The 22,926-nt window shown below is 46.1% G+C and carries 19 protein-coding genes; 12 read left to right on the top strand and 7 right to left on the bottom strand.

The window, feature by feature from the left end; all coding sequences use genetic code 11:
* Positions 1-46: 46 nt before the first annotated feature.
* The 8 genes from V1L65_RS05485 to V1L65_RS05450 all read left to right on the top strand — a co-directional run bounded on the left by V1L65_RS05485 (position 47) and on the right by V1L65_RS05450 (position 11,861).
* Complete coding sequence (locus V1L65_RS05485; protein WP_331698070.1) at positions 47-706, top strand: SGNH/GDSL hydrolase family protein; 660 nt, start codon at positions 47-49, stop codon at positions 704-706.
* 35 nt (positions 707-741) lie between these two features.
* Positions 742-1,191 (top strand): YhcH/YjgK/YiaL family protein, encoded by a 450-nt coding sequence (locus tag V1L65_RS05480; RefSeq protein ID WP_331698069.1) that lies wholly within the window; start codon positions 742-744, stop codon positions 1,189-1,191.
* A gap of 476 nt (positions 1,192-1,667) precedes the next feature.
* The gene (locus V1L65_RS05475) at positions 1,668-2,843 is read left to right on the top strand and encodes an IS1595 family transposase (RefSeq protein WP_331698068.1); all 1,176 of its coding nucleotides are present in this window, start codon (positions 1,668-1,670) and stop codon (positions 2,841-2,843) included.
* Positions 2,844-3,382: 539 nt separating this feature from the next.
* Positions 3,383-5,668 (top strand): helix-turn-helix domain-containing protein, encoded by a 2,286-nt coding sequence (locus tag V1L65_RS05470; RefSeq protein WP_331698067.1) that lies wholly within the window; start codon positions 3,383-3,385, stop codon positions 5,666-5,668.
* 122 nt (positions 5,669-5,790) lie between these two features.
* On the top strand, positions 5,791-7,218 hold the full coding sequence (locus V1L65_RS05465; protein ID WP_331698066.1) for an ABC transporter substrate-binding protein: 1,428 nt from the start codon (positions 5,791-5,793) through the stop codon (positions 7,216-7,218).
* A gap of 34 nt (positions 7,219-7,252) precedes the next feature.
* Positions 7,253-8,134: a carbohydrate ABC transporter permease gene (locus V1L65_RS05460; protein ID WP_331698065.1), complete on the top strand. Its 882-nt coding sequence runs from the start codon at positions 7,253-7,255 to the stop codon at positions 8,132-8,134.
* 12 nt (positions 8,135-8,146) lie between these two features.
* On the top strand, positions 8,147-8,971 hold the full coding sequence (locus tag V1L65_RS05455) for a carbohydrate ABC transporter permease (protein ID WP_331698064.1): 825 nt from the start codon (positions 8,147-8,149) through the stop codon (positions 8,969-8,971).
* A 193-nt stretch (positions 8,972-9,164) separates the two neighbouring features.
* Positions 9,165-11,861: an FG-GAP repeat domain-containing protein gene (locus tag V1L65_RS05450; RefSeq protein WP_331698063.1), complete on the top strand. Its 2,697-nt coding sequence runs from the start codon at positions 9,165-9,167 to the stop codon at positions 11,859-11,861.
* 75 nt (positions 11,862-11,936) lie between these two features.
* On the opposite strand, the gene V1L65_RS05445 is transcribed toward V1L65_RS05450, so the two are convergent.
* The 3 genes from V1L65_RS05445 to V1L65_RS05435 all read right to left on the bottom strand — a co-directional run bounded on the left by V1L65_RS05445 (position 11,937) and on the right by V1L65_RS05435 (position 14,565).
* The gene (locus V1L65_RS05445; RefSeq protein ID WP_331698062.1) at positions 11,937-12,620 is read right to left on the bottom strand and encodes a FadR/GntR family transcriptional regulator; all 684 of its coding nucleotides are present in this window, start codon (positions 12,618-12,620) and stop codon (positions 11,937-11,939) included.
* A 102-nt stretch (positions 12,621-12,722) separates the two neighbouring features.
* Positions 12,723-13,409, bottom strand: coding sequence for a FadR/GntR family transcriptional regulator (locus V1L65_RS05440; RefSeq protein WP_331698061.1), 687 nt, complete (start codon positions 13,407-13,409; stop codon positions 12,723-12,725).
* 76 nt (positions 13,410-13,485) lie between these two features.
* Complete coding sequence (locus tag V1L65_RS05435; RefSeq protein WP_331698060.1) at positions 13,486-14,565, bottom strand: pyridoxal-phosphate dependent enzyme; 1,080 nt, start codon at positions 14,563-14,565, stop codon at positions 13,486-13,488.
* A gap of 249 nt (positions 14,566-14,814) precedes the next feature.
* Between V1L65_RS05435 and V1L65_RS05430 the strand changes: the two genes are divergently transcribed.
* From V1L65_RS05430 to V1L65_RS05415, 4 genes are all read left to right on the top strand, one after another.
* Complete coding sequence (locus tag V1L65_RS05430) at positions 14,815-15,837, top strand: Gfo/Idh/MocA family protein (protein WP_331698059.1); 1,023 nt, start codon at positions 14,815-14,817, stop codon at positions 15,835-15,837.
* A gap of 21 nt (positions 15,838-15,858) precedes the next feature.
* Positions 15,859-16,593 (top strand): MBL fold metallo-hydrolase, encoded by a 735-nt coding sequence (locus tag V1L65_RS05425; RefSeq protein ID WP_331698058.1) that lies wholly within the window; start codon positions 15,859-15,861, stop codon positions 16,591-16,593.
* Positions 16,594-16,656: 63 nt separating this feature from the next.
* Positions 16,657-17,556: a dihydrodipicolinate synthase family protein gene (locus V1L65_RS05420; RefSeq protein ID WP_331698057.1), complete on the top strand. Its 900-nt coding sequence runs from the start codon at positions 16,657-16,659 to the stop codon at positions 17,554-17,556.
* Positions 17,557-17,567: 11 nt separating this feature from the next.
* Positions 17,568-18,569 carry a succinylglutamate desuccinylase/aspartoacylase family protein gene (locus V1L65_RS05415; RefSeq protein ID WP_331698056.1) on the top strand — a complete coding sequence of 334 codons (1,002 nt, stop codon included), beginning with the start codon at positions 17,568-17,570 and terminating at the stop codon, positions 18,567-18,569.
* Between the two features lie 303 nt (positions 18,570-18,872).
* Here the strand turns inward: V1L65_RS05415 and V1L65_RS05410 are convergent, their stop codons facing one another.
* Genes V1L65_RS05410 through V1L65_RS05395 form a run of 4 tightly spaced genes read right to left on the bottom strand, consistent with a single transcriptional unit; the run spans position 18,873 to position 22,900 of the window.
* Positions 18,873-19,658 carry an IclR family transcriptional regulator gene (locus V1L65_RS05410; protein WP_331698055.1) on the bottom strand — a complete coding sequence of 262 codons (786 nt, stop codon included), beginning with the start codon at positions 19,656-19,658 and terminating at the stop codon, positions 18,873-18,875.
* Between the two features lie 45 nt (positions 19,659-19,703).
* Positions 19,704-21,017 carry an aspartate aminotransferase family protein gene (locus tag V1L65_RS05405; protein ID WP_331698054.1) on the bottom strand — a complete coding sequence of 438 codons (1,314 nt, stop codon included), beginning with the start codon at positions 21,015-21,017 and terminating at the stop codon, positions 19,704-19,706.
* A gap of 18 nt (positions 21,018-21,035) precedes the next feature.
* Complete coding sequence (locus V1L65_RS05400) at positions 21,036-22,508, bottom strand: M81 family metallopeptidase (protein ID WP_331698053.1); 1,473 nt, start codon at positions 22,506-22,508, stop codon at positions 21,036-21,038.
* Positions 22,505-22,900 carry a RidA family protein gene (locus V1L65_RS05395; RefSeq protein ID WP_331698052.1) on the bottom strand — a complete coding sequence of 132 codons (396 nt, stop codon included), beginning with the start codon at positions 22,898-22,900 and terminating at the stop codon, positions 22,505-22,507. Before V1L65_RS05395 ends, V1L65_RS05400 begins: the two co-directional genes overlap by 4 nt.
* Between the last annotated feature and the right edge of the window lie 26 nt (positions 22,901-22,926).

Below are 22,926 nucleotides of genomic sequence, written 5' to 3'. Positions count from 1 at the left end.
TTATGGATATCTCTCAGAATAAGTAGGTGAAATGTTGAGGCTCAGGGTGTTAGATCAATTGCAGCGTGGTGAACGAGCTTTTATCGTTTGCATAGGCGATTCTATTACAGAACAGAATTATCATCTTGAGGGCAAGCTTAATTATGTGGGTCTGCTTACAGAACGGTTAATGGAACGGTACAATCGCAAGTCATATGTGTTCAACGCTGGAAAGAGTGGTGATACTTCGCAGGGAATACTGAATCGACTGGATGAAGACGCCTTGCGATTCAGACCGGATCTGATTACAGTGATGATCGGCATGAATGATTCTGTACAAGGAGAAGCAGGTATTGCCCAATTTAAAAGGAACTTGGAACAGATTATCACTAGAGTTATTGCATCTGGATCAGAGGTGCTGCTTTTAACTCAGAATTTGCTTGATTTTAATATTCATGAGCAAGCGGTCATATCTAGAATTGCCTATCCAAAGTACGCTGCAGCGGTGCAGGAAGTGGCGGCCGCAACGGGTGCTCCTTTATGTGATATTTACAGCCATTGGTGTGAACAGGTGCAAGAATCGACCAATTGTCACTTGATGCTTATGCATGATAGTATTCATCCCGGTGCCCGTGGTCATGCTTTCATAGCTGAGCAAATCTATCGATATCTGAATATTTTGCCTAGTGCGGAAGAATTGTCGAACAAATGGTATTTGCAACAGTAATACATATTCATCCAAATGACAGGAGAGGTCTCATAATGATTAGAGATGCTTTGCAAAATTTCAAGCTGTATACAGGCTTTCATCCCCGGTTAGAGCAAGCAGCACAATTTATAACTAACGAGGAATGGAAAACTCTTGAGCCTGGAAAATATGAGATTGACGGAGACAATATCTTTGCACTCGTTCAGCATTATGAAACGAAACCGCGAGAGCAAGGACTTTGGGAAGCACATGAGCGGTACATGGACATTCAATTTATGGCTGAAGGCGAGGAGAGCTTTGGTTACGCGCCTATCGGGCAAGCGGTTGTAACACAACCTTACGATACCGATTCCGACTATGCGTTATACGATGCGGCAGGTGATTTCTTCATACTGCGTGAAGGTCACTTTATATTGGCAGCGCCACAAGATGTTCATATGCCTTGTTTGGCGGTTGACACTCCACAGCCGGTTAAAAAAATAGTGATCAAGGTAAAGGTTTAATCAACCGCAAGAATAAACGACTATCGCCGTCCTTTGGGTAAATGTGTTTACCGACGAAATATAGAACAGGTATAAGTTTTTAGGGGGAACCGAAGGGTTCCCCTCTTTTGCTTCATTGGCGATAGGTGTTTTATTCAGTGTTTTATTCGGTATCCCCTCTACTCAGTTACATATCCAACGAAAAAGAATGATCGAACATAGGGAGTGACATTAGAACGAATGATCTTTTTTTAAAATTATAAGAATTTATAAGTTTTTTCTATAAACTTGTTCTTATAATTCATCGGTAAACGCGCCTTTCCAAAGGACGGCAGAAGCCGTTTATCTTTACATTGAATAGAGAACATGTGTTCTGTATAATATAATTATGAAAGCCAAATGCACGAATAAAAAAATTGCGGTTCAAAGGCTCGACCCTGGCTAACCGATACCGATTCATGATTCAAATATTAAATTTCTTTTGACGGAGGGCGATCATGGTTTGCGACGAGAAGACAATAGTCAAGACATTATTGCGGCTGCCGTATTTGCGCGGTCGTGATGGCCATAGCGATCAGGGACAGAAAGTAAAGCTTGTAAAAGCATGGCGGGCATTTCAGAAACGGTTTGCCTCGGAATCAGCCTGCTATGACTATTTATTCTATTTGAAATGGCCAAATGGCTATTTGTGCCCGCGCTGCAGCCACGACCGGGCCGTTGTAATTACTACCCGCAGAGCGCCGCTATACCAATGTCGTTGCTGCCACCATCAAACAACATTGACAGCTGGGACGATCATGGAGGGAAGCCGCACACCGCTGCGCAAGTGGCTGACAGCGTTCTTTTTTCTTTCAATTGCTGAAATAGGGGTTAATGCACTGCAAATGCAAATCTTGCTCCAGGTGACTTATAAGACGGCCTGGTCAATTTGCCAGAAAATTCGCCAGGCCATCAGCCAATTAGATGCCGATCAGCCATTAAGCGACCTTGTTACAAAGGAGAATCTTCAAGCATCAGCATCCGTATCTGCTCCTGTACCGATATCCATTTCCGATTCCGCATCAGCTGTATCGACTGCTATGTTTGCGTCTAATTACGACTTGGCTTCATCAACATCTGTACTTCATTTCGATCCTGTTTTTAGTATTGAATCTAAGCCCGATCCAAGCATGGCCTTTAATCATTTATCCGTACGGGATCTTTGCGCTGCCCGATTGCTTATGCCGGCATCCGCGCTTCTGGTTAATCCAGAGCCTCCTCTTTCACTTATTCCTGCTGTTTTACTCGAACGTGATTCTCAAGAGAGGCCGTTTCTTGTTGGCGCTTCTTTGGGCAACTCGGGGCAGCCTGAGTATGTCAAAATCAAGCTAATTGCTAAAGAACATATAGAAGGAAGGCGATTGTTGCCTTTGGGGATACGTTTGTTCGAGGAAAGGCATGTGAAAAAGGGAACATCTGTCGAGCATTCTACCGGCATGCCATATCGCAAGCGACGCTGCCTGCAGAACATATATGACAACAGTATGGGACGGTTGAAACGAACATATGGCAGTTTGGGACCAAAGTATTTGCAAGCTTATCTGGACGAGAGTTGTTACTATTACAATATAAAAGCCAAGGGACGCTTGATTTTTGAAGGGTTGTCTCAACTAAGTATGGCTTCAGTAAAATGAATTTTCTTCGTTATAGTTGATTCGCCTAAAAAGTTTATGAAATTGCTCTAAGGGCTGGATCGCCTCATAAATATTCTTCGAAAAAGCTGGATACTCATGTAAGCTTGATTTCTAAGTATGGACTGCAGAGTTCAAGTTCTAAAAGCGAGGTTTGCATATTGAATAATGTGCGAGATAAGATCAATAGAAAAGTCTGGATTTAATAGGCTTCTTTTTCGCTTATAAGTATATGAGTATATGAGTATATGGACCTGCTAGTCGGTTACTCTCCACTCGCTCAATTATTGCTCACCGCCTGTAACTGAACGAAGGGGATACCGTTTAAATGAATAAAAAAACGTTTGCTGCAATCACATGTACTACTGCAACATAATTCCTGCTTGAAGTTAATTAACCTTATTTTTAAGGAAAAACCCAGATTTCTATAGGGTATGAAAGAATCGTTTATGCTATTCTGAAGAAATAAAAAAGGATAAGCGAATGGGTGCAATGATGTCATTAATGAAATATGAAAGCGCTTGCTAAAAAGGGGGAGTACGATGAGTGAGCATTATGAAGACGATAAAAGCAGAGCGGCTAAAGCCAGCTTTTACCACGCTTATTTTTCATTGAAAAATATATTGATCGGTTCGTATATTGTGCTATCGATTCTCGTTATTTCTATTTTTGCTGTAGTAACAAGCAAGGTGACTGAACAAATCATTACGGAGAAAGAAAATCGCGCTGTCATTAACTCACTTCGCAATATAGATGACCGCATTACGCTCAAACTGGACAATTACGGCACTGTAATGAATTCACTTGCCTATAGCGAGTCGACGCAAACACTGCTAAAACAAGCTAGCGAGCTTTCCAATCAGAGGCAGCTCGAGCTTGTCAATGAAGTGTATTACAGAATGAATGAGGTCAATGTGACCAATACGGAGATAAACGCCATTCAATTAATGGATTTAAGCGGGAAGAAATATACACTTAATAATGGCAATTATTATATGGAAGGACTGATGGACAACTACTTTGAATCGCCGTTATACGATCAGGTACGTTCTTTGAATGGCGGATTGTTTATCGATTACTCGGGAGCATACTCTCGAGATACGAATAACTTGACATTGTATCGGACGATTAACGAATTGCGGGGAACCAGGCCGATTGGCGTTATTGCTATGAGCATTAAGAAGCAAGCGTTGGGAAGCATTTTATTTCAGGATTCCGATCTGCCATTAACAAGTCTCATTGATATATCGGGGATTACTGTGATCGATGCTCAAAAGGAACTGCAGGGCACGGAAAGTGCCATTTCTTTTAACAGTTTTACAGATATAGCTTCTTCGTTCCAAACTCCACTTTATGGCGACAATTACTTCATTACTTATTTGAAAAATAAGCACTACGACTATACCTTGGTCAATCGCGCTCCTATCGGTTCGATCTATCAAGATGTAGCTTTTATTAAAAAGGTTAATTTTTATTTAATATTGTTTAATTTGCTCGTCGTAGTCATTATCGCTGTGTTTCTTTCCAGGACGCTGGTGAAGCCGATCAATGAACTGATCGGATTAATGAATCGGGTTAGACAAGGCAACCTCAATATTAAAATGACAAATCCGCCGCTTAACGAAATCGGCATACTAGCTAACAATTTTAATGAAATGGTAACGACGCTGCGCAATAGCGTTCCGCTGCGCAAGGAGCAATTGATCGGCAAGCTGCTGCTGGGTAGAACGGCAGATAGCGGCCTTTTGCAGCAGGCGAAGGAATTGGGGCTTCCTGCGTTTGACTCCGCCCATGGCGTCGCTGTTGTAGAAATAAACGATCGTTCGAACATAGATGCTTCCGGAGTCTCGATTGATGATGTGGAGATACTGCTCCAATCAGAACTTGCAGCTATTCATTCCAGTGCGTTATTGCATATTCTTGATGCCAGGCGCGTCATTATGATTGTGCATGGAGAGGATGAGGATATCGTTCCCTACTTGCACAAGATGTTGAATGAACAAAAGAACATTCCAGTGACGATTGGCGTTGGCCGCTTTTACGCGAGTGCTGAACATATCCATGAGTCTTATTTGGAAGCGCTGGATGCACTTAATTACAAGCATCTGTTTGATCGGAATGGAATGATTTATATAAACGATATTCAAGCATATGTTTATAGCTACGAGCAGTTGGACGTCTTGGAGGATGGCATTGTCCATGCGGTCAAGTATATGAAAGAGGAAGAGCTGCTCTCAATGATCGACAAGCTGTTTATAACCTTCAAGGAGCAATTTGTAAGCAAGGAAGCGATGAATCGAACGATTGTGAATACGTATTTAAAAATATTCAAATTAATGAGCGATAGAGGGATTGACTTGTTTGGGAGCGAGCAGTCGAATATTCAGGTTCCTTCTATTAACAATATCCATCTTCATGCCGGCGCGCATGAGCTCAAACGAGAATTTGCCGCATTCCTGCAATCGGCAACCCGATTAATAGAAGAACGCCGTGAGAAACGAATGAACGAAACGATTGCAGGAGCAATTGAGATCATCCAAAGCCGCTATGCAGATAATGATTTATCCGCTGGCAATATTGCCAAGGAGCTTCACATTAGCGAGAATTACTTCTCCAAGCTGTTCAAGCATGAGACAGGAGTTAACTTTTCGCAATATGTTACAACAGTGCGAATGGAAGCTGCTGAGAAACTGCTGCGGCAAACCGGTAATAAGATTGGTGAGATCGCCTTGCAGGTCGGTTATAACGACGCCAATTATTTTAGCCTATGCTTTAAGGGGGCTTTCGGGGTTTCTCCGGGCAAATACAGGGAGAAGCAAGGTAACTAACCACATTTTTCATGGTTTTACCCAGATTATTATATGGGCAGAGTAACAGTTTTTCGTATACCTTGAGAAATGAAAGCGATTTATTTAGTGCTTTCAACTACACAATTTGGAGGGGCTATCCTATGGTAAAGGTAAAGCGAAAGTACGGAACGATTAGTCTGGCTGTGCTTGTTCTAATTGTGGCAATCCTTAGCGGATGCGGCAAGAGCAATGAAACAGTACCGGCAAGTGGTTCATCCACGCCGGGAGGAGTTGTCAGCAGCGAGCAGCCGAAAGCTGAAACAAAGGATGATGAGAACGTCGAGCTTGTATTCTGGACTTATCCCGTTCTCGATTTGCCGGGACAGAAGCCGGGTGAATACAATAACGTGCTGATTGAGAAGTTTCAAAACAAGTATCCGAATGTAAAGATCAAATTGGAGATTATCCCATATGAAGGCGGCGATCAGAAGGTTAATGTGGCGCTCGCCTCCAATACCGCACCGGACATCTTCAATGATTATCCGGGCCGTACGACAGGCTATGCTCAGCGGGGCTATACCGTTCCGCTCAACGATATGTTCACGGATGAACAGTTGAAGCAAATTCCAGAGGATCTTCTTCGAATGGTATCGTTGTCCGACGGAACGATCTTCAGCTACCCAACCGGTCTTGGAGCAACGATGCTTGTCATTAATAAGACACTGGTTGAAGCAGCGGGAGCATCCGAGTTTTTGCCAAAGGGCGAGATGCGCACGTGGACGACAGAGCAATTCGAGCAGTTGCTGAAGGCAGTGAAGGATTACCAGAAGAATGACTCTTATCCTATGACGCTGTTTGCTTTGAATGAGCAGGGGGATATGCTTTATCACAGCTTTATGGCAGGCTTCGGCGGCAAGAAATTTTCGGATGATCGTGTCACCAGTGTAATGAACTCTGCGGAAAATGTGCAGGCGCTTGAATGGGTGAAGTCACTCGTCGAGAAAGGGCTTGTTTTCCCGAATCCGGAGACAAGACCAGCCTCGATGAGCAATGACTATTTTGTGCAAGGAAAGACAGCGGTGGCGCTTGGTTCCTTGAATACGTTTAATCTCGTGAAAAAAGCGAAAGAGGATGGTACCATTCCCGAAGAATTTGAAATGATGCTGGCTCCTTTCCCTAGCTCGAAGGAAGATCATGGCGTTATCGTGCCTGGTGGCGGCGTATTTGTCTTATTCAATAATGGCGATGAGAAAAAGATCGAGTATGCCAAGAAGTTTGTTGATTTCGCTGTCAACGAAGATCCGGATTTCTTCAAGGCAGCAAAGACATTCGATGTTTTCGGCAAGCATATGATGGTGGATGAGCTTAGCCCCGAACAGCTATATATGTCTAAAGCGATATCGGAAACGGAGAAAATTTCCCGTATTGACTTATCCTATGATGTCGATGGTTATACACAGACGAGAGCCGTATTTTTCCCGGAAATGCAAGCCATATTTATTGGAGCGAAGACGCCTCAGCAAGCAATGGATGATTTTGTGAAAAAATCAAATGAAATTGTTAAGGCAGCCTCAGCCTCCAAAAAATAAACTAATTTCGGATGGAACAGGAGTGTGGAGTGCAATGCTGAAAAAACAACTTGTCCTCTTGCATAAGGAAAGATACGGCTATATGTTTGTGGCTCCGGCGCTGCTGTTCTTTGCCTTGTTTTATCTATATCCCATATTGGACGCGATCAAAACAAGTCTTTATTCCTATACGGTGTATTCCTCTGGCTGGGCCGGCCTGGGCAATTACTGGCATCTTCTGGAGGATGAAGTGTTTCGCAAATCGGTCCAAAACACTTTGCTTATTGCGTTGATGCTTGTCCCGGCGAAATTGCTGCTCAGCCTAACCTTATCGATTATTATTAGCCAATTCAAATCGAAGGGACAAAGTTTTTTTAAAGCAGTGTTCTATATTCCTGCAGTTACATCCGTCGTTAGCATCACGTTAATGTGGCAATATATTTTGAACTATGATTACGGATTGCTGAACTATGTTATCGGCTTGTTCGGTATGGATAAAGTCAATGTGCTGAGCTATGATATGGCGCTAATCACGACGACTGCTATCGTTCTCACGATGGGAGTGGGACAACCAATCGTAATATTAACAGCTGCACTTGGCGGTATCCCTCCCAGCTATTACGAAGCTGCCGAAATCGATGGCGCATCTTTATTTCGCAAGCATGCAAGCATCACGCTGCCGATGCTGAAGCCGGCCATTCTGTTCGTCGTCGTGACGGCTACAATCGGAGCCTTTCAAGTATTTGCGATTATTCTGCTATTCACTGCGGGAGGGCCGCATTACGCAACATCTACCATATTGTTATTGCTTTACCAGGAAGCGTTCGTTAACGGCGATTATGGCCGAGGAAGTGCGATGGCCGTTATATTAAGCATTATTATTGTAGCGATAGCCTGGATTCAATTTAAACTTCTGAAAACAGAAATTGAGTATTAAGGGGAATGAGTGATGCTATCTAATGAAAAGCTGGTCACCGCCGGTTCCAAACTATTAATCGTCATCATTGCCTTGCTGTTTCTATTTCCGTTTTATTGGATGCTTTCATCATCGTTTAAGGAAATGTCGGTTGCCTATCAGATTCCGCCACAGCTATTTCCTGCCAAGCCAATCATATCAAACTATGTGCAGTTGCTGGAGACTCAAGCGGCAAGATGGATGATGAACAGTATTGCCGTAAGTTTGGTTACGACCTTTCTGGTTGTCATTATATCTTCTATGGCTGCCTATGCACTAGCCAAAGTACCTTTTCGGGCAGGGAAATATATATTCGCTTTATTCGTCGGCTCTATGACGCTCCCGTCTGCGGCGCTCTTAATTCCGCAATTCAAAATGGCGATTGGATTGCAATTGGTCAACACATACGGAGGATTAATTATTCCTGCGTTGGCTGCGCCTTATATGATCTTCCTGCTTAAACAATTCATGATGACTATTCCGAAAGAAATGCTTGAATCGGCAAAAATCGACGGCTGCAGCGAGCCGGGTATCTATTGGCGAATTATGATGCCTCTGGCTAAACCTGGGCTTGGAGCGATCGCGATCTTTACGTTTGTATCCAGTTGGAATGATTACATTTGGCAATTGCTTATTATTAAAGATTCCACGATGATGACTTTGCCGCTAGGCGTCAAGTCGCTCATCAATGTGGAAGCAGTCAATTGGGGGCTCATCATGGCAGGCTCCGTGCTGGCTTCCATGCCAGTGCTAATTGTTTTTATTTCGTTTCAAAAATATTTTGTGCAAGGCTTAACGGTTGGGGCAGTGAAAGGATAGAAGAAAGCTGGCTGGAATGCCTTCCTGTAAATTCGGCCGTTAGCGCAAACGCCTTGCTACAAACAACGCTATCTCTGAGGTTGTCCTTAACGACAGCCTCTTCTTTCTTAGCAGAAAAAATTGAAGAGTTGTCTATAAAAGTGTAAGTTCAGCGAGATTGTAGAGATCATTTGCTATAAGGAGAGAAGCCGAAATGAACATCGAACATAAAGGATTAGAGCAGTTTCTTAAAGGAACTTTCGGAAATGGCGGGGACAATTTGTTCGTTGACGTCGCCGGAACAATTCGCCGGATTATGGATAACGATCTGAACAATAACGGTCTCTTCGATATCGTATTGCCTAACACCCATGGCTATATCGAGCGTGCTCCCACTTATATCTATACAGAGAAGGAGGGAGACTGGGAGAAATTCCAGCTTCCCCATGACAGCGGATGGCTGCCGAAGGCAATAGATGTAGATGGAGACGGATATTTGGATCTCATTATTGCCAATAGCGAGAACGGAGTTACCTCCGAGCTGAAATCGTACATTTATTGGGGAGGGCCAAACGGACTTACCGGCGAGTGTACGGAGCTTGATACGATCGGAGCTTACGATGTGGCGGTGTTCGATATTAATGGCGATGGATTGAATGATCTAATATTTACGACCGCATGGTATGATCATCATAACGCGGGTGTTCCATTGCATCAGAAGGTATACGTTCAGACAGCGCCAAGGCAATTTGTCGATGTGACGGAGAAGTACAAGATTCCCGGCCTTGCCACCGTTTCGCTTATTTGCGAGGACTTGAATGGCGACGGCTATCCCGATCTGGCGCTTGTCAACTTGCGAGATCAATACAATTACGACATCGAGTCGGTCGTTTATTGGGGAACGCCCAAAGGATTCGACACGGACAATCCCGTACGCCTGCCTACCCGGCATGCCGGCCAGGTGCTGGCCGCCGATTTGAACGGAGATGGAAGGAAGGAGCTTCTGTTTGCCGGCGGAAATCAGCTTATCATCTATTGGAATGACAACGGCTCATTCAGTGCCGAAAATCGGCTCGTACTTGATATTGCCGGAATGACCGGTCAATTCGTCAAAGGGATGCTCACTACCGATATCGCTGATATCGATAACGATGGCATTCCCGAGCTTGTGATCGCCACGCTTGAAGGAGTGGAAATTCGCAAAGCCAATGACTTGGAACATGTGTGGATGAAGCTGCCTTGCTATGGCTGCTCCTGGGTGAAAGCGGCTGATATTCGCAATACCGGACGTATCGATATTATAGCTTCGCACTACTGTTCATCAACTGCTTATGACACGGTGTCGCTAGTATTCTGGAACAGCGAGGACGGTTACAGCCTTGACAATGTCACGAGCTTTGAGACCCATGGGCCGATGGGCTGTACGGCCGCCGATTTGGACAACGACGGCGTGAAAGAAATTATATTTTGCAACACGATGAAGGGACCCTCGCAAATGGATCCGAATTTCCCGGTGTTTGTTTATTACGGAACGCCTGATCATCAATACAAGGCTGAAAATCGCAAGGATTACCCGGTTAATATAATGTGCCACACTTATGCGGTGGCGGATGTTGACAATGATGGGTTTGTCGAGCTGATTGTAACGACGGTAGAAGGCATTCGTATTTTTCAAGGAACTGCAGACGGACCTGATTCATCCAATTACTACGATGTCATCCACCCCGCTTGTGAAAAGTATGGCTTAAGCCATATTGTAGGCGGAGTAATGGTGGGTGATTTCAATCGCGACGGCTGGCTGGATTTAATTGTGGTGCCATGGGTCATGAGGAATACGGAGGAGGAACTGAGCCACTCGGTTGTCGTCTATTACGGGGGGCCGAACGGTTATTCCAATGACAGACGCATGATTTTGCCCGCATACACAAGAATCTCACAGGCCATTCTGCTTGCTGATATTAATAATGACGGCTATATCGATTTCTTGTACGGAGACGGAGAAGGCTCTATAGGCGTGTACTATGGAGGCACGGAAGGATTTAATAAGGAACGTTATGGCAAGATCCGGCTTAAGGATTATAATGGCGCGCTGATTATGGGGCTGGCGACAGCCGACATCGACAAGGATGGCTGGCTGGAACTCATCGTAACGACAGCAGGACATTATACCCGTTTGTCGAGCCATGTGTACGTATTGCGGAATGGAAATGAAGGTTTTCCTGAGGAGAGTACGTTCATGTTCGAGACAGGGGGGACGACGGGATTCCCGGCCTTAGCCGATATGACTGGCAGCGGCAATCTGGATTTGCTTCTTCCGTTCTATTCGACAACCGAAACAAGGGAGCTTCCTGCCCGCATCTTTCGCGGGGATGGCAAAGGCAATTTCGATTGGGAGCGTCCAGAGATGATCGATTGCTTGTCATCAATCGCGTTTACCCCGGTCGATCTTAACGGTAATGGATATCCGGATTTGTTCATTTGCTGTCATCGCAATGACCTGGGACATATCGTCAATTCCAAGCTTATTATGAATGGCCCCGACGGTATTGATATAGAGAATGCTCAAGACATACTTGGATATGGCCCGCATAACTTTACGGCGAAGAATCAAGGCAATGCGATGGATCGGAGCGATAACGAGCATTATATATCCCCAGTGTTCGCATGTGATAGGCCGCAAAGGATTGAATGGCAAGGCGAGACGCCATTCAAGACATCATTATCGTTCCATGTGCGCTTCGGCCACAGTGAAGAGGAAGTGAAGGGCTCTGTCTGGAGCGAGAGCATCGTCGACAGTGGCAGTGCCTTGCACGCTCCGCAAAACGCCAAGTACATGCAGTACAAAGTTGAATTCCGCGCGCCCGGATTGGTAAGCTCTCCAAAGCTTACTTCGGTTACGATTAAATCTTAGAGGATTGCGAGCTGTTTCTGAAGGTAAGTAAAACTTTCCAGAGACAGCTTTTTGGTATATGGATTCGGGGCATTCCTATCGTTCAAACAGCCGTTTCCAGACGGATAAATGATGTTCCAGCCACGTTTTTGCTGCGGCTATATTTTTTTTTGCAATAGCTTTCGTAATTTCCTCATGGTCGCGAAGTGTAATATAGCCGGACTCTTTATCCAGAAGCTGATCGCGCCAATCGTGAAAAAATGCGCTTATAACCTCACTTAACTCCTGAAAGGTAGCATTGCCGGTCAACTGAAAGAGGGAACGGTGAAAAGCGATATCCAGTTCGATGATCGATTCGCCATTCTCGATTGCGGCGGCCATCTGTGCATTAATACGGTCTAACGTGTCTAATGCGATTGGCTGTGACCGTGAAAGGATCAGCTCAAGCGCGGCTTTCTCCAGCATGATTCTCGTTTCGAGCAGCTCATGCATACGCGCAGGGTTTTGTGTCCAGCCGAAGGACACTTGATCTACAATATGGCTAATCGAAGCTTCCGATACATAGATGCCGTCACCTGGCTTGATTTGGAGGAGTCCAATTGTTTCCAGCGACTGAAGTGCTTCTCTTATAACCGTTCGGCTCATTTCCAGCCGCTCTATCAGTTCCTTCTCGCTGTAGAAGCGATGTCCCGCACTAAAGCTTCCGTCTGTAATAAATTCGCGGATTTTGGCGATTGCTTGTTCTTTTAGACTAGTGCGTACTATAGGCTCAAGTGACATAATTCCGCTTTCTCCTATTCAGCATAAAATGGTGAAGCGATACTACGATAAAGTTGGAGCTTCCCGACCACTATTATATGTCAACATTTCTTCAGTTCCATTTTAGAAGTGAGAGTAACTGAGCAGCAGATGCTTCTCAAGCAGTTCAATCGCCCTGCCTTTTTGTCCTTGCTCTATGAAATCAAGTAATTGACGATGCTGTCCAATGGACTGGTTGCGTTCTTCTATAGAAAGTGCCTTGTCACGGAGTGGTTGTTCGATAAGCGCAAAAAAATTGTCAATCACAGTGGTCAATTCAACTAAATACGGATTGGATGAAAGCTGGATAAGCCGACGATGCAATTCATGATCCAGTCTTACAAACTCTGAATCGCTGATATTGTCTTCAGATTGCTCTATGATCTTGTATAAAGGCTTAAGCTGCTCCTTCTGAATATGGTTCATAATATGGCTAAGCGCGGCTTGTTCAATCATAAAGCGAAATTCAACCAACTGCTTAAAGGTCTGTTTGTCATAATTGGGGGGGAGCATTTCTTGGAATAGACGAGATAAATTTTGCTCTTTGACAAATAATCCCCGTCCTTGATGCTTCTCGATTAATCCGAGTGTTTCCAGATGGCTGAGCGCTTCTCTGACGACAGGACGACTTACTGCCAAAGCTTCAGACAGTGCGCGTTCCGGAGGCAGCCGGTCGCCAGGCTTCAACTGCTGATCCATCATATATTGTTTAATGCGGTCGCTTACGATCCAGCTTAATGATTTGACTTCACTTGCTAATGGTTGTTTCAATTTGCAGAACCTCCTCTACATTATCATTATAGCCAACAATTTGAGAATGTCGATTGATTGTAAGTAGAATGAGGTTCTACAACTGGTCGGCGTCATACAGAGGGATATTGGCTGCTGTTCCCCGAACCATTAGTCGCTGCTGCTCCAAATCCTTATAGCCTGCGCCGCTAATGATGCATACTATTTTGTCAGTGCGGTTAATTTGGCCTGTTTCCACAGCCTGAACGAGACCGGCCAGTGAAATCGCTCCGGCAGGTTCGCAATAAATGCCTTCCCGCCTTGCAAGTTCACGCTGCCACTTCCATGTTTCCTCATCGGCTACGATGCAGCCCACGCCCTCGCTGCAATCCAGCGCTTCGAAGGCAATGTTTGCATCCGGCGGATTAGACACTTGAATGCCTGAAATCATAGATGTCGAGGCTCCTGCTGCAGGTTGTCCCAAACCTTGCTGCCAGCCTTTTACTAAATTGCTGCAGCCTTCTGATTGGCAGGCACCCATGTGGGGAAGCTTACTGGCTTTGTTTTGTTGGCAAATCTGTTGAAAGCCTTTATATATGCCGGAGAACAGCCCGCCTCCGCCAACAGGGACAAAGACGGCATCGGGCATGCCAAGCTGATCGGCTATTTCCCAAGCGATTGTTTGCACAGCTTCCATAGCAAGCGGAGCATAGGCGAAAGCAGTAATGACAGCTTCCCAATTATTGCGAACCGCCTTGTCCCGTACCTGTTCGAAAACCTTGTTGCCGATCGCCGGATCGAAGCCGAGTCCTTTTACCTTGTACACATGCGGTTGATGGACAAGCACTTGCTCCAGCTTGGCGGGAATAATATTTTCCTGGACATAGACATGATAAGGGATGCCTGCCTTGGCTGCGTAGGCAGCGATAGACGCGCCTGCATTGCCGGAGGTGGTGCCGATACAGGCGGTTTTACCGGATTGTTTGGCCAGGGAGAGTGCCATTGCCGAGATGCGATCCTTGTAGGAACCGGTTGGATTCAGTGATTCCAGCTTAAAATAAAGCTTTGACAAACCCAGCTCTTGGCCAATGGAGCTGCTGGCAATAAGCGGTGTATGCCCTTCTCCAAGTGTAATGCGATTATGCGGCGCTACGGCCGGCAAGGAGTCTGCAAAATGCCATATACCTGTAGATATCATGTAAAATAGCACCTTCTTATTATATTATGGTATTACCAATTATAGTACTGTATACTCATGGTAAGGTCAATGCTTATCTGGATACTTCAATCTATGAAGCGTCCTCGTATCCACAATGAGTAGACAGTTTAACGTTTGCCTAATTAAATGCAAAGGGAAAACATGACATAAATAAAATTGACTAAAACAAAGAACTGATGCTATATTAATTGGTAATACCATATTATAACTATACAAAGGGATGGTGCAATGGTTATTCATGAGCATCAGCAAGCTGCAGCGCATATTCGAGTGGGGATGATCGGGTTAGGACGCTTTTCACAATTTCATCTGAAATGCTTGAAACAGCTTTCAAATGTAAAATTAGTCGCTGCAGCAGATTTAAACGAGTCAAGAAGGCTGGAGACGGCTGAAGAGTGGGGCTGTGCTTGCTATGCAAGCTGGCAGGAAATGATCGACACAGAGAAGCTGGATGCGGTCATTGTGCTTACTCCCGAATTGCATCATGTCGAACCAGCTCTGGCAGCTTTACAGGCAGGCTGTCATGTATTTGTCGAGAAGCCAATGGCGCTTACAGAGCAGGATGCTGAGCGGATGATTGAAACTGCCAAGCGGAATAAGCGGTTGCTTATGGTGGGGCATGTTCTGCGTTTTGATCCTAGAATGCTTGCGGCAAGGCAAGCGGTTCAGCAAGGCGAGTTTGGCAGGATTCGCTCGATTTATTCGAGACGGAACAATCCGAGTCGTTATTTTTCGTTATATGAGCGTACGAATCTAATGTATATTCTCGGCATTCATGATATTGATCTGCAGCGTTGGTTGACAGGAGCAGAGGTTGTTGAAGTGTTTGCCCGATCAAGCAGCGGCACCGGGAACGAACCGGATTTAATATGGACCATGCTTACTTTTTCAGATGGGACGATAGGTGTAATTGAGAATAATTGGCTCATTCCAGAGCAAGCGCCTGCGGAGATGGATGTGCGTATGGAGATTGTCGGCGAGGAGGGCAGCATACATTTTCAGGATCCTGATCAATCGCTTGTATTTTGGAGTGATCACGGCGTAGTTCATAAGGCTTCCTATATATGGAATGAAGCTTATGATTCTTATGCAGGCTATATTTTTGAGGAAATGAAGCATTTCTACCAATGCGTGCGCGATAGCACACCTTCTCCTATTTTGTTGCCAGAGGATGCGAAAGAAGCTGTTCGGGTGGCGGAAGCTATTATTTTGTCCAGTCAAACCGGTCAGCCGGTTCGATTAGCGCCTTGATGTTCAAGGGGAGGCGGCGCGATGGCGCAACTGACTGAGCGTGTTTATTTAGTAGGAAGCGGATTGTTAGGCAATCGTATGTCGGATGACTATGACTGTAATATTTACTATGTAAAGGCTGGTGATAAGGGGATATTGATTGATTGCGGAGGAGGAAGAAATACGCAGATATTGCTTGATCATCTTGCGCAGCATGGATTTTCGGGCGAAAAGCTGGAATGGCTTGTATTGACACATGCGCATGCGGATCATTCCGGTGGTGCTGCCATATTGCAACAGCAATTCGGCGCGAAGGTCGTTTGTTCAAGTTTGACGGCAGAGTTGGTGAGCGGCGGGGAAGACACGCTTGGGATTGGCAAAGCGCGGAAACTAGGGATTTATCCGGCTGATTATCACTACGAGCCTTGCGTACCGACCATCGTGGTTGAAAATGGGGAAAAACTGTGCTGCGGCGACTTGGAGCTACATTTTATTGCGACACCCGGGCATAGCCGTGATCATATAAGTATCTACATCCCGCAGCTTGCTGCATTATTTTGCGGGGATGTACTATTTTCAAATGGAAGAATAGCTGTGCAGCAGGCAGAAGATTTCTCGCTTGAGGAGCTTGCTTGCAGTATACGCAGATTGAAGCTGTTGCCGGCAAAGGATTTGTTTCCGGGACACTGGCAAACATTATGTGGCGATGATGGAAAAACGTTGGCAGCGGCCGAACGGAAATTTGCAGCGGGGGAAATACCGGAGAGCATTGTGTAGGACGGATCGGATTGGATCGGTGTCCAGTAAGGAAAAATTTTGGGAAATGGTAGGGGATGAAGAATGAATCATTTATTGTCGGCAGGGTATTATCCAGCGCTTGGGACGCCTCTTGATGAGCAGGGGAACGTCATTGCTTCGAGTTTAAGTTTACATGTTGAGGATCAGTTGAGTGGGAATGCGGCAGGATTGTTGGTAATGGGCTCGATGGGCATACAAGCACAAATTAAAAACTCCGAATATGCAAGGACGGCACAGATCGCATCTGATGCGGTAAAGGCGGCGCAGTCTGATTGCCCGGTCATGGTTGGCGTTATGGACAATTCGATCGGACGGGTGATGGAACGAATAGAAAGTTTGAAAGGGATGGCTTTAAGCGGCGTTGTAGCGACTACACCTTATTATTTTGGATTGACGCAAATGGAGGTTAGAGCTTATTTCGAACGGATTGCGGCAGAGTCTGATTTTCCTGTGTATATGTATGATTTGCCGGTTATAACAAAGACAAAGATTGAAGCGGCGACAGCTATTGAGCTCATGAAGCATCCGAATATTGCAGGAATCAAGACGGGAGACTTGGCTTTAGCCCGTGTGCTGCAACGCGAGAAGGCTCAGCATGCTCCGGGGTTTTCGGTATTGTTCAGCGGCCTGGATGTATTCGATGCGGCTTACGGTTATGGATTAACGAGCCAGCTTGACGGCATGTTCTCGTGTACGACGACTATTAATAAACAGTTGTATGAAAGTTTGAAGAATAATGATATGGCGACGGCTTCCGGCTGCCTGGATGATATTATTGCGCTTCGTGATGTATTTGCAAGTGTGGGTGTATTCGCCGGCTTTAGCTATGCGATGAACTTGCTCGGTTTTGCTGGAAGTTTTACGCCAGATTATGCGCTGCGGCTGACAGCTGAGCAAGAAGATAGGGTCCGGAGCTTCATGCAGTCACTTAAACTGGTTTAAGGGGAATAACGATGACGATTCCACGTATTCCTGCAGAGTTATTCGATTGGGATTCAGTAAATCCGGGGCAGGTTAAGGATGTGATGTTGACTTTCCCATGTGAGGAAAGAGTCGGGGAAATTCCATTGCATATCGTAAAAGGGGAAGAGCAAGGGCCGACCTTACTTATTTTGGCTGCTGTTCATGGTGACGAATATGACGGGGTGCGTACTGTTATTGAACTTATTCATGCCTTGCAGCCGCAGCATATTCGCGGAACGGTATTGATGGTGCCTGTAGTAAACTTGCCTGCTTATGAAGAAATTTCACGCATTACACCGCTAGACGGCAAAAATCTCGCCAGAGCATTTCCAGGCTCACCAGAGGGAAGTTATACGGAAAGACTGGCTTATTACTTGGATCAGTATATTTTGGCGAAAGCGGATTTCTTGCTCGATCTTCATAGCGGCGCTATGGAATTTTCTATTCCGGTGCTTGTAGGCTATTATCATAATGAGGAAGAAGAGTTAGGGAGACGTTCTTGTGCTGCCGCAGAAGCGTTCGGCATGGAGACGATATGGGCTCATCCGCAGGTTGGGCCGGGGCGCACTGTAAGTGCAGCGATGCAGCGGGGTATTCCCTGGTTATACACAGAAGCGAGCGGCGGCCGCAGAATTAAACGTGCGGAACAGGAACAATACAGGCGGGGCGCTTATCGCTTGATGCATCATTTGGGTATGCTGCTTGGCCCTGAAGCCTGGCTGCTCGAGCCTGCCCCTGCTATTAAGCGAAGATTGAATGGTGATGGCAATTTTGATGCTTCTTTGCTTGCGTCCATTGAAGGTTTCTTTATCCCGGCAGTGGACTTACTGCAGATTGTTGAGGAAGGCGATAATGTCGGCAGTATCTATAATATATTTGGCGAGGAATTGGAGAAGCTGGGTGCTCCTTCCTTCGGGATCGTTGTGGGCCTGGCGGAAATGCCGTACGTCAAAAAAGGCGGAATTATTTGCTCCATTACGGGCATTGAGTAGATGAAAACTAGTTTGGCTAAAATGTAGAGCTCAGTAAGCCGCTCATTTTGTAACGAATCCTAGAAGCGCTATTTCGCATAAAATGTACTTTTTGAAATTGTAACGCATCGTAGAAGTGCTATCTGTGAACAAAAGCTCATTTGGGCGGCGTTTTACAGCTAATAAGCACGCTGGGATTCGTTACATTTTTATAATGAGTTTTTTCGGTATAATAGCGCTACTAGCATTCGTTAGAGTTTCCAAATGAATTTTCAACAGTCTGAAATATGCCGACTTTAAACGCAAAAACTGGCGGTTACGCAATTAAGCTTGAAAGCCGAGCTTTCGTGAAATAGCAGCTGCCGCTTCTTGCACATTGGCGGATATATCAGCCAGAAGCTCAGGCTTAAATCTATGCATGGCTCCCGAAAGGCTGATCGCTCCTGCCGGTTTGCCATACATATCGAATATAGTTGCTGCAACGCAGCGTGCACCTTCTACAATTTCCTCGTCATCAAGCGCATAACCGTCCGTTTGAATTTTTTTGAGCGCTGCTTTCAGCTGCGGCACGGACTGGATTGTATTTGGTGTAAGCGGGGGCAAGCCGTACACTTGCACAAGCCCCTCGACTTCCTTGCTGTCCATATAAGCGGCTATTGCTTTTCCCATTGCCGTAGCATGAAAAGGGGAGCGCGAGCCGATAGAGTCCATCATTCTAAGCGCATGCGTGCTTTCGATGATTTCGACGTAAAGAACCTTTCCATCAACTAATACACCCAGATTGACCGTGTCGCCATAACGCTCTGACAGCTTCTTCATTTCGTAAATGGCGGCAGTGCGCAGCGTATTTCTTTCAAGCAAATTCCGCGTCAGCATCAGCTGCTTATACCCCAGACAATATTTGCCGTCCTCATCGCTTCTGCTAATGTATCCCCGGTTCTCAAGCGTGAGTACAATACGGTAGGTTGAGGACTTGGGCTGCTCCAGCATGCTGGTAAGCTCAATCAGATTAAGCGAGCCATGCTCGGCCAAAAGCTCAATTAAATCGAGTGCCTTATCAACAGATTGAATAATATATCGTTCGGTGTTTTCGACTGCTTCTTTGCTCAAATGACATTCCTCCATTTATTCCAGGCGAAGCTGCTGCAGCATCAGTTAGAGACGGGCCAGCGCTCGATCAACGGCCTGCAAGGTAGCTTCGATGTCTGCCTCGCTATGGACCGTGGAAATATACCATAGTCCGCTAGGGCGAACAAGAACGCCTTCCTCCAGCATGATCTCCGCAAATTTCGTATATTTCGCAGCATCGCGCTTGCCGAAGGCTGTAAAATCTTCAACGCTGCTTTGATCGGTAAACATCATATGAAAGACTGGGCCAACGTGATTGATAAGCCCTTGTATTTGATGCTTGCCAAACAGCGTGCGAATCCCATCTGCAAGCTGCTTCATGAATTGCTCCATTCGATGATAGCTGCTTCCGTTATCTTTGCCAAGCTCATGCAGAGTTGCCAAAGCTGCGGCTGTTGCCGCGTAATTGCCGTTAAGCGTGCCAAGATGGCTGACCGTGCCATCTTCAATCAGCTTCATTATATCGTATTTGCCGGCTACGCCGCTAATGGCCATGCCGCCGCCCATCGCTTTGCCGATCGTGACCAGATCAGGGCTAAGTCCAAACTTGCCATGTGCGCCGCTTGTGCCGAGTCTAAAGCCGGTAATAACCTCATCCATGATCATAACAATGCCGTATTTAGCCGTCAACTCTCTCATTTTTTGCAAATATCCATCCTTAGGCTGGATACAGCCGTTATTGCACATGATTGGCTCAGTAATGACGGCAGCGATAGTATGATGCTCTTTGTCCAGCAGCGCTTCAAGCGCTGCCGCGTCATTCCAAGGCAGCATAATAATATCGCCTAAGCTGCTGCTGCTTTGCCCATTCGTACCGGGTACGGCACTATCAGAGGCTGCTGCTGAAACAGCTGATTGCTTCATATCGGTGCTTGGGAAAGAGGTGAAGATCGTATCGGACCAGCCATGAAAATGGCCATGGAAGCGAACCACTTTTGTTTTGCCTGTATAAGCGCGAGACAGGCGCAGCGCCAGCATTACCGCTTCGGTGCCGGAGCCGCTTAAGGCTACCCGCTCAGCGCAAGGAAGTATCTCGGTAAGCAGCTTGGCGAGTTCAATTTCGCCGCGATGCTGAAGTCCGTACGTAAAGCCTAGCTTGGATGCCTTGCTCAACGCCTCCTCCAAAGCCGGATGGGCATGACCCAGAATAAGAGGTCCGTATGCCAGCAAATAATCAATATATTGATTGCCGTCTACATCAGTAACATAAGCACCCTTGCCCGATTCTACGAAAAGCGGGGCAGGCTTCATCGAGGCGCGCAGGGTGGAAGCGACGCCGCCAGCCAAGTAATGCTTGGACTCGGCAAACAGCTGCTCAGAGACTTTGGTCGTGTAAGTCATTTAAAATGCCTCCTAATATTAGGGTTGATTTATAGGGTCGAAAGGGTAGATTGGTCTACGAATATGCTTATATTCGATATGTTGCAGGTTCGCGCTGCAGCAGCCTGGCGTATCGACCAAGAGAACCTTTTTAGCGATTGGCCCAAATGCGGTTTGCCAGGCAATAGCTGATTTGACCACAATTAATTTAAAGCGGCTGGCATCCAGTCCTGCATATTGAATATGGCCGATGTCCCAAGGTGGAACGCGTTTTTCTGTTAAAACGACTGTAAGCTTTCCGCATTCAATAACAGCGGTTAAACCCATAGCTGCTATTTGCCCGGTCATATAGGGACCCGCATGCCGATAGTTGCCATCGAATAATAGTTTGACTTTTCCTGTTACTTCAACGGGATCGCCATGCAACCGGTCGCTTTTCCCGCCTATATGTGCTTTGAAATCGCCGCCGATGCCTAGAGCCGCAGCATACTGCACGGCCTCTTCATCCTTTATTACAATTAAGGCAGGCTGATCGATAGAAACAAGCTCCTCCAGCAAGTAGGTTGCATCAGCAGGGGCGCCGCCCCCGACATTGTCGGAGCCCTCCACCAATATAACAGGGCCTTCCCGCTCAGCGAGGGCGATAGAAATGGCTTCTGCTGGTGTGAGCTGATCGATAGCGAATGATTCCTTCATGCTAACCGCCAAATCGACGAGCTCGGCAGCGAGCTTGTTGGCAAGCTCCTGATTATTGTCAGTTGTAACGATAAAAGACATCCCGGCATCCACCACATCGCTGTATGGAAAGCCGCCGATAACCGTTACGTTAAGTACCGACTCTAACTCCTCCATTGCAAAAGCGCGGTCCATTAATATCTTCATGCTGCCTTCTTCAGTCATCATCGCTTGCGGCACGACAAGCATTTGCGTATGCTTCACACATCGCACTGGTGAGATATCCCCATTAATCATATTCACAAGCAGATGAAAGGCCTCGACCGCTCGTTCGTACATATCCACATGTGGATATGTATCATAGCCTACGATAATATCGGCCAGCTGTCCCATCTCCTGGCTTACATTAGCGTGCAAATCGAGCGTCATTGCGATTGGAAGCTTATCTCCAAGCTTGGCTCGCAGCCGACTTAAACACTCTCCCTCGAAGTCGGGATATTGCTCGGAAACCATAGCGCCATGTGCGATAACGACAAGGCCGTCGATATGCTCCGGCAGCGATTGCACAAGTTCGCCAAGCAGCAGCTCGGCACTGCCCGCTTCAATCATGCCACTGGGTGTAGTCGTTGTATATAAGCCGACCTCAAGCTGAACGCCGTGTTGCTTGGCAGCGTCCAGTACGCCGCCCATTGAGGTTCGTGTGCCAAGATAGCGCTGCTCAAACATTTCCTTTGTTGTGCTGCGCTCCTTTGAAAAATGCTCTGCGGTTGTCAATCCGGGAGCAAATGTGTTGGTTTCATGCAAAATACCAGCGACAGCGATTGTTAAAGGCTTCATGAATGTCCTCCCCGAACGCTCGGAGCATAGGCAATAGCATCGATTTCAACCAAATAGTCGCCTATGCCGCATTGAATAGAAGTGCGGGTAGGGAAAGGCTGCTTGATCATTTCTGAATAAGTGCGGTTATAACCAGGGAAATCCTCGTATTTCGAAAGAAAAGCGTTCATTTTAACGATATGATCTAGAGTAAGTCCGGCAGCCTGTAATATGGTTTCAATATTGCGCAGCGCTTGTGCCGTTTGCTCTTCAATGGTGGAACCTGCAACTTGCCGTGTTTGCGGGTCAACGCCTACTTGGCCGGATACATAGACAAAATCTCCTGATCTCAGCGCCTGCGAGAAAGGCAGCGGAAATTGTGGTGCTAGCTCAGTATGAATAGGTTGTGACATTGTGCTCATCTCCTTTAAAAGAATTG

The sequence above is a fragment of the Paenibacillus sp. IITD108 genome (assembly GCF_036541265.1).
GTDB lineage: Bacteria > Bacillota > Bacilli > Paenibacillales > Paenibacillaceae > Pristimantibacillus.
This window is presented reverse-complemented; position numbering and strand designations above follow the sequence as displayed.

Excerpts from the sequence above, each read along its gene's own strand:
- V1L65_RS05480 (WP_331698069.1), top strand. The coding sequence starts at position 742 with ATGATTAGAGATGCTTTGCAAAATTTCAAGCTGTATACAGGCTTTCAT.
- V1L65_RS05475 (WP_331698068.1), top strand. The coding sequence starts at position 1,668 with ATGGTTTGCGACGAGAAGACAATAGTCAAGACATTATTGCGGCTGCCG.
- V1L65_RS05470 (WP_331698067.1), top strand. The coding sequence starts at position 3,383 with ATGAGTGAGCATTATGAAGACGATAAAAGCAGAGCGGCTAAAGCCAGC.
- V1L65_RS05465 (WP_331698066.1), top strand. The coding sequence starts at position 5,791 with ATGGTAAAGGTAAAGCGAAAGTACGGAACGATTAGTCTGGCTGTGCTT.
- V1L65_RS05460 (WP_331698065.1), top strand. The coding sequence starts at position 7,253 with ATGCTGAAAAAACAACTTGTCCTCTTGCATAAGGAAAGATACGGCTAT.
- V1L65_RS05455 (WP_331698064.1), top strand. The coding sequence starts at position 8,147 with ATGCTATCTAATGAAAAGCTGGTCACCGCCGGTTCCAAACTATTAATC.
- V1L65_RS05450 (WP_331698063.1), top strand. The coding sequence starts at position 9,165 with ATGAACATCGAACATAAAGGATTAGAGCAGTTTCTTAAAGGAACTTTC.
- V1L65_RS05445 (WP_331698062.1), bottom strand. The coding sequence starts at position 12,620 with ATGTCACTTGAGCCTATAGTACGCACTAGTCTAAAAGAACAAGCAATC.
- V1L65_RS05435 (WP_331698060.1), bottom strand. The coding sequence starts at position 14,565 with ATGATATCTACAGGTATATGGCATTTTGCAGACTCCTTGCCGGCCGTA.
- V1L65_RS05430 (WP_331698059.1), top strand. The coding sequence starts at position 14,815 with ATGGTTATTCATGAGCATCAGCAAGCTGCAGCGCATATTCGAGTGGGG.
- V1L65_RS05425 (WP_331698058.1), top strand. The coding sequence starts at position 15,859 with ATGGCGCAACTGACTGAGCGTGTTTATTTAGTAGGAAGCGGATTGTTA.
- V1L65_RS05420 (WP_331698057.1), top strand. The coding sequence starts at position 16,657 with ATGAATCATTTATTGTCGGCAGGGTATTATCCAGCGCTTGGGACGCCT.
- V1L65_RS05415 (WP_331698056.1), top strand. The coding sequence starts at position 17,568 with ATGACGATTCCACGTATTCCTGCAGAGTTATTCGATTGGGATTCAGTA.
- V1L65_RS05405 (WP_331698054.1), bottom strand. The coding sequence starts at position 21,017 with ATGACTTACACGACCAAAGTCTCTGAGCAGCTGTTTGCCGAGTCCAAG.
- V1L65_RS05400 (WP_331698053.1), bottom strand. The coding sequence starts at position 22,508 with ATGAAGCCTTTAACAATCGCTGTCGCTGGTATTTTGCATGAAACCAAC.
- V1L65_RS05395 (WP_331698052.1), bottom strand. The coding sequence starts at position 22,900 with ATGTCACAACCTATTCATACTGAGCTAGCACCACAATTTCCGCTGCCT.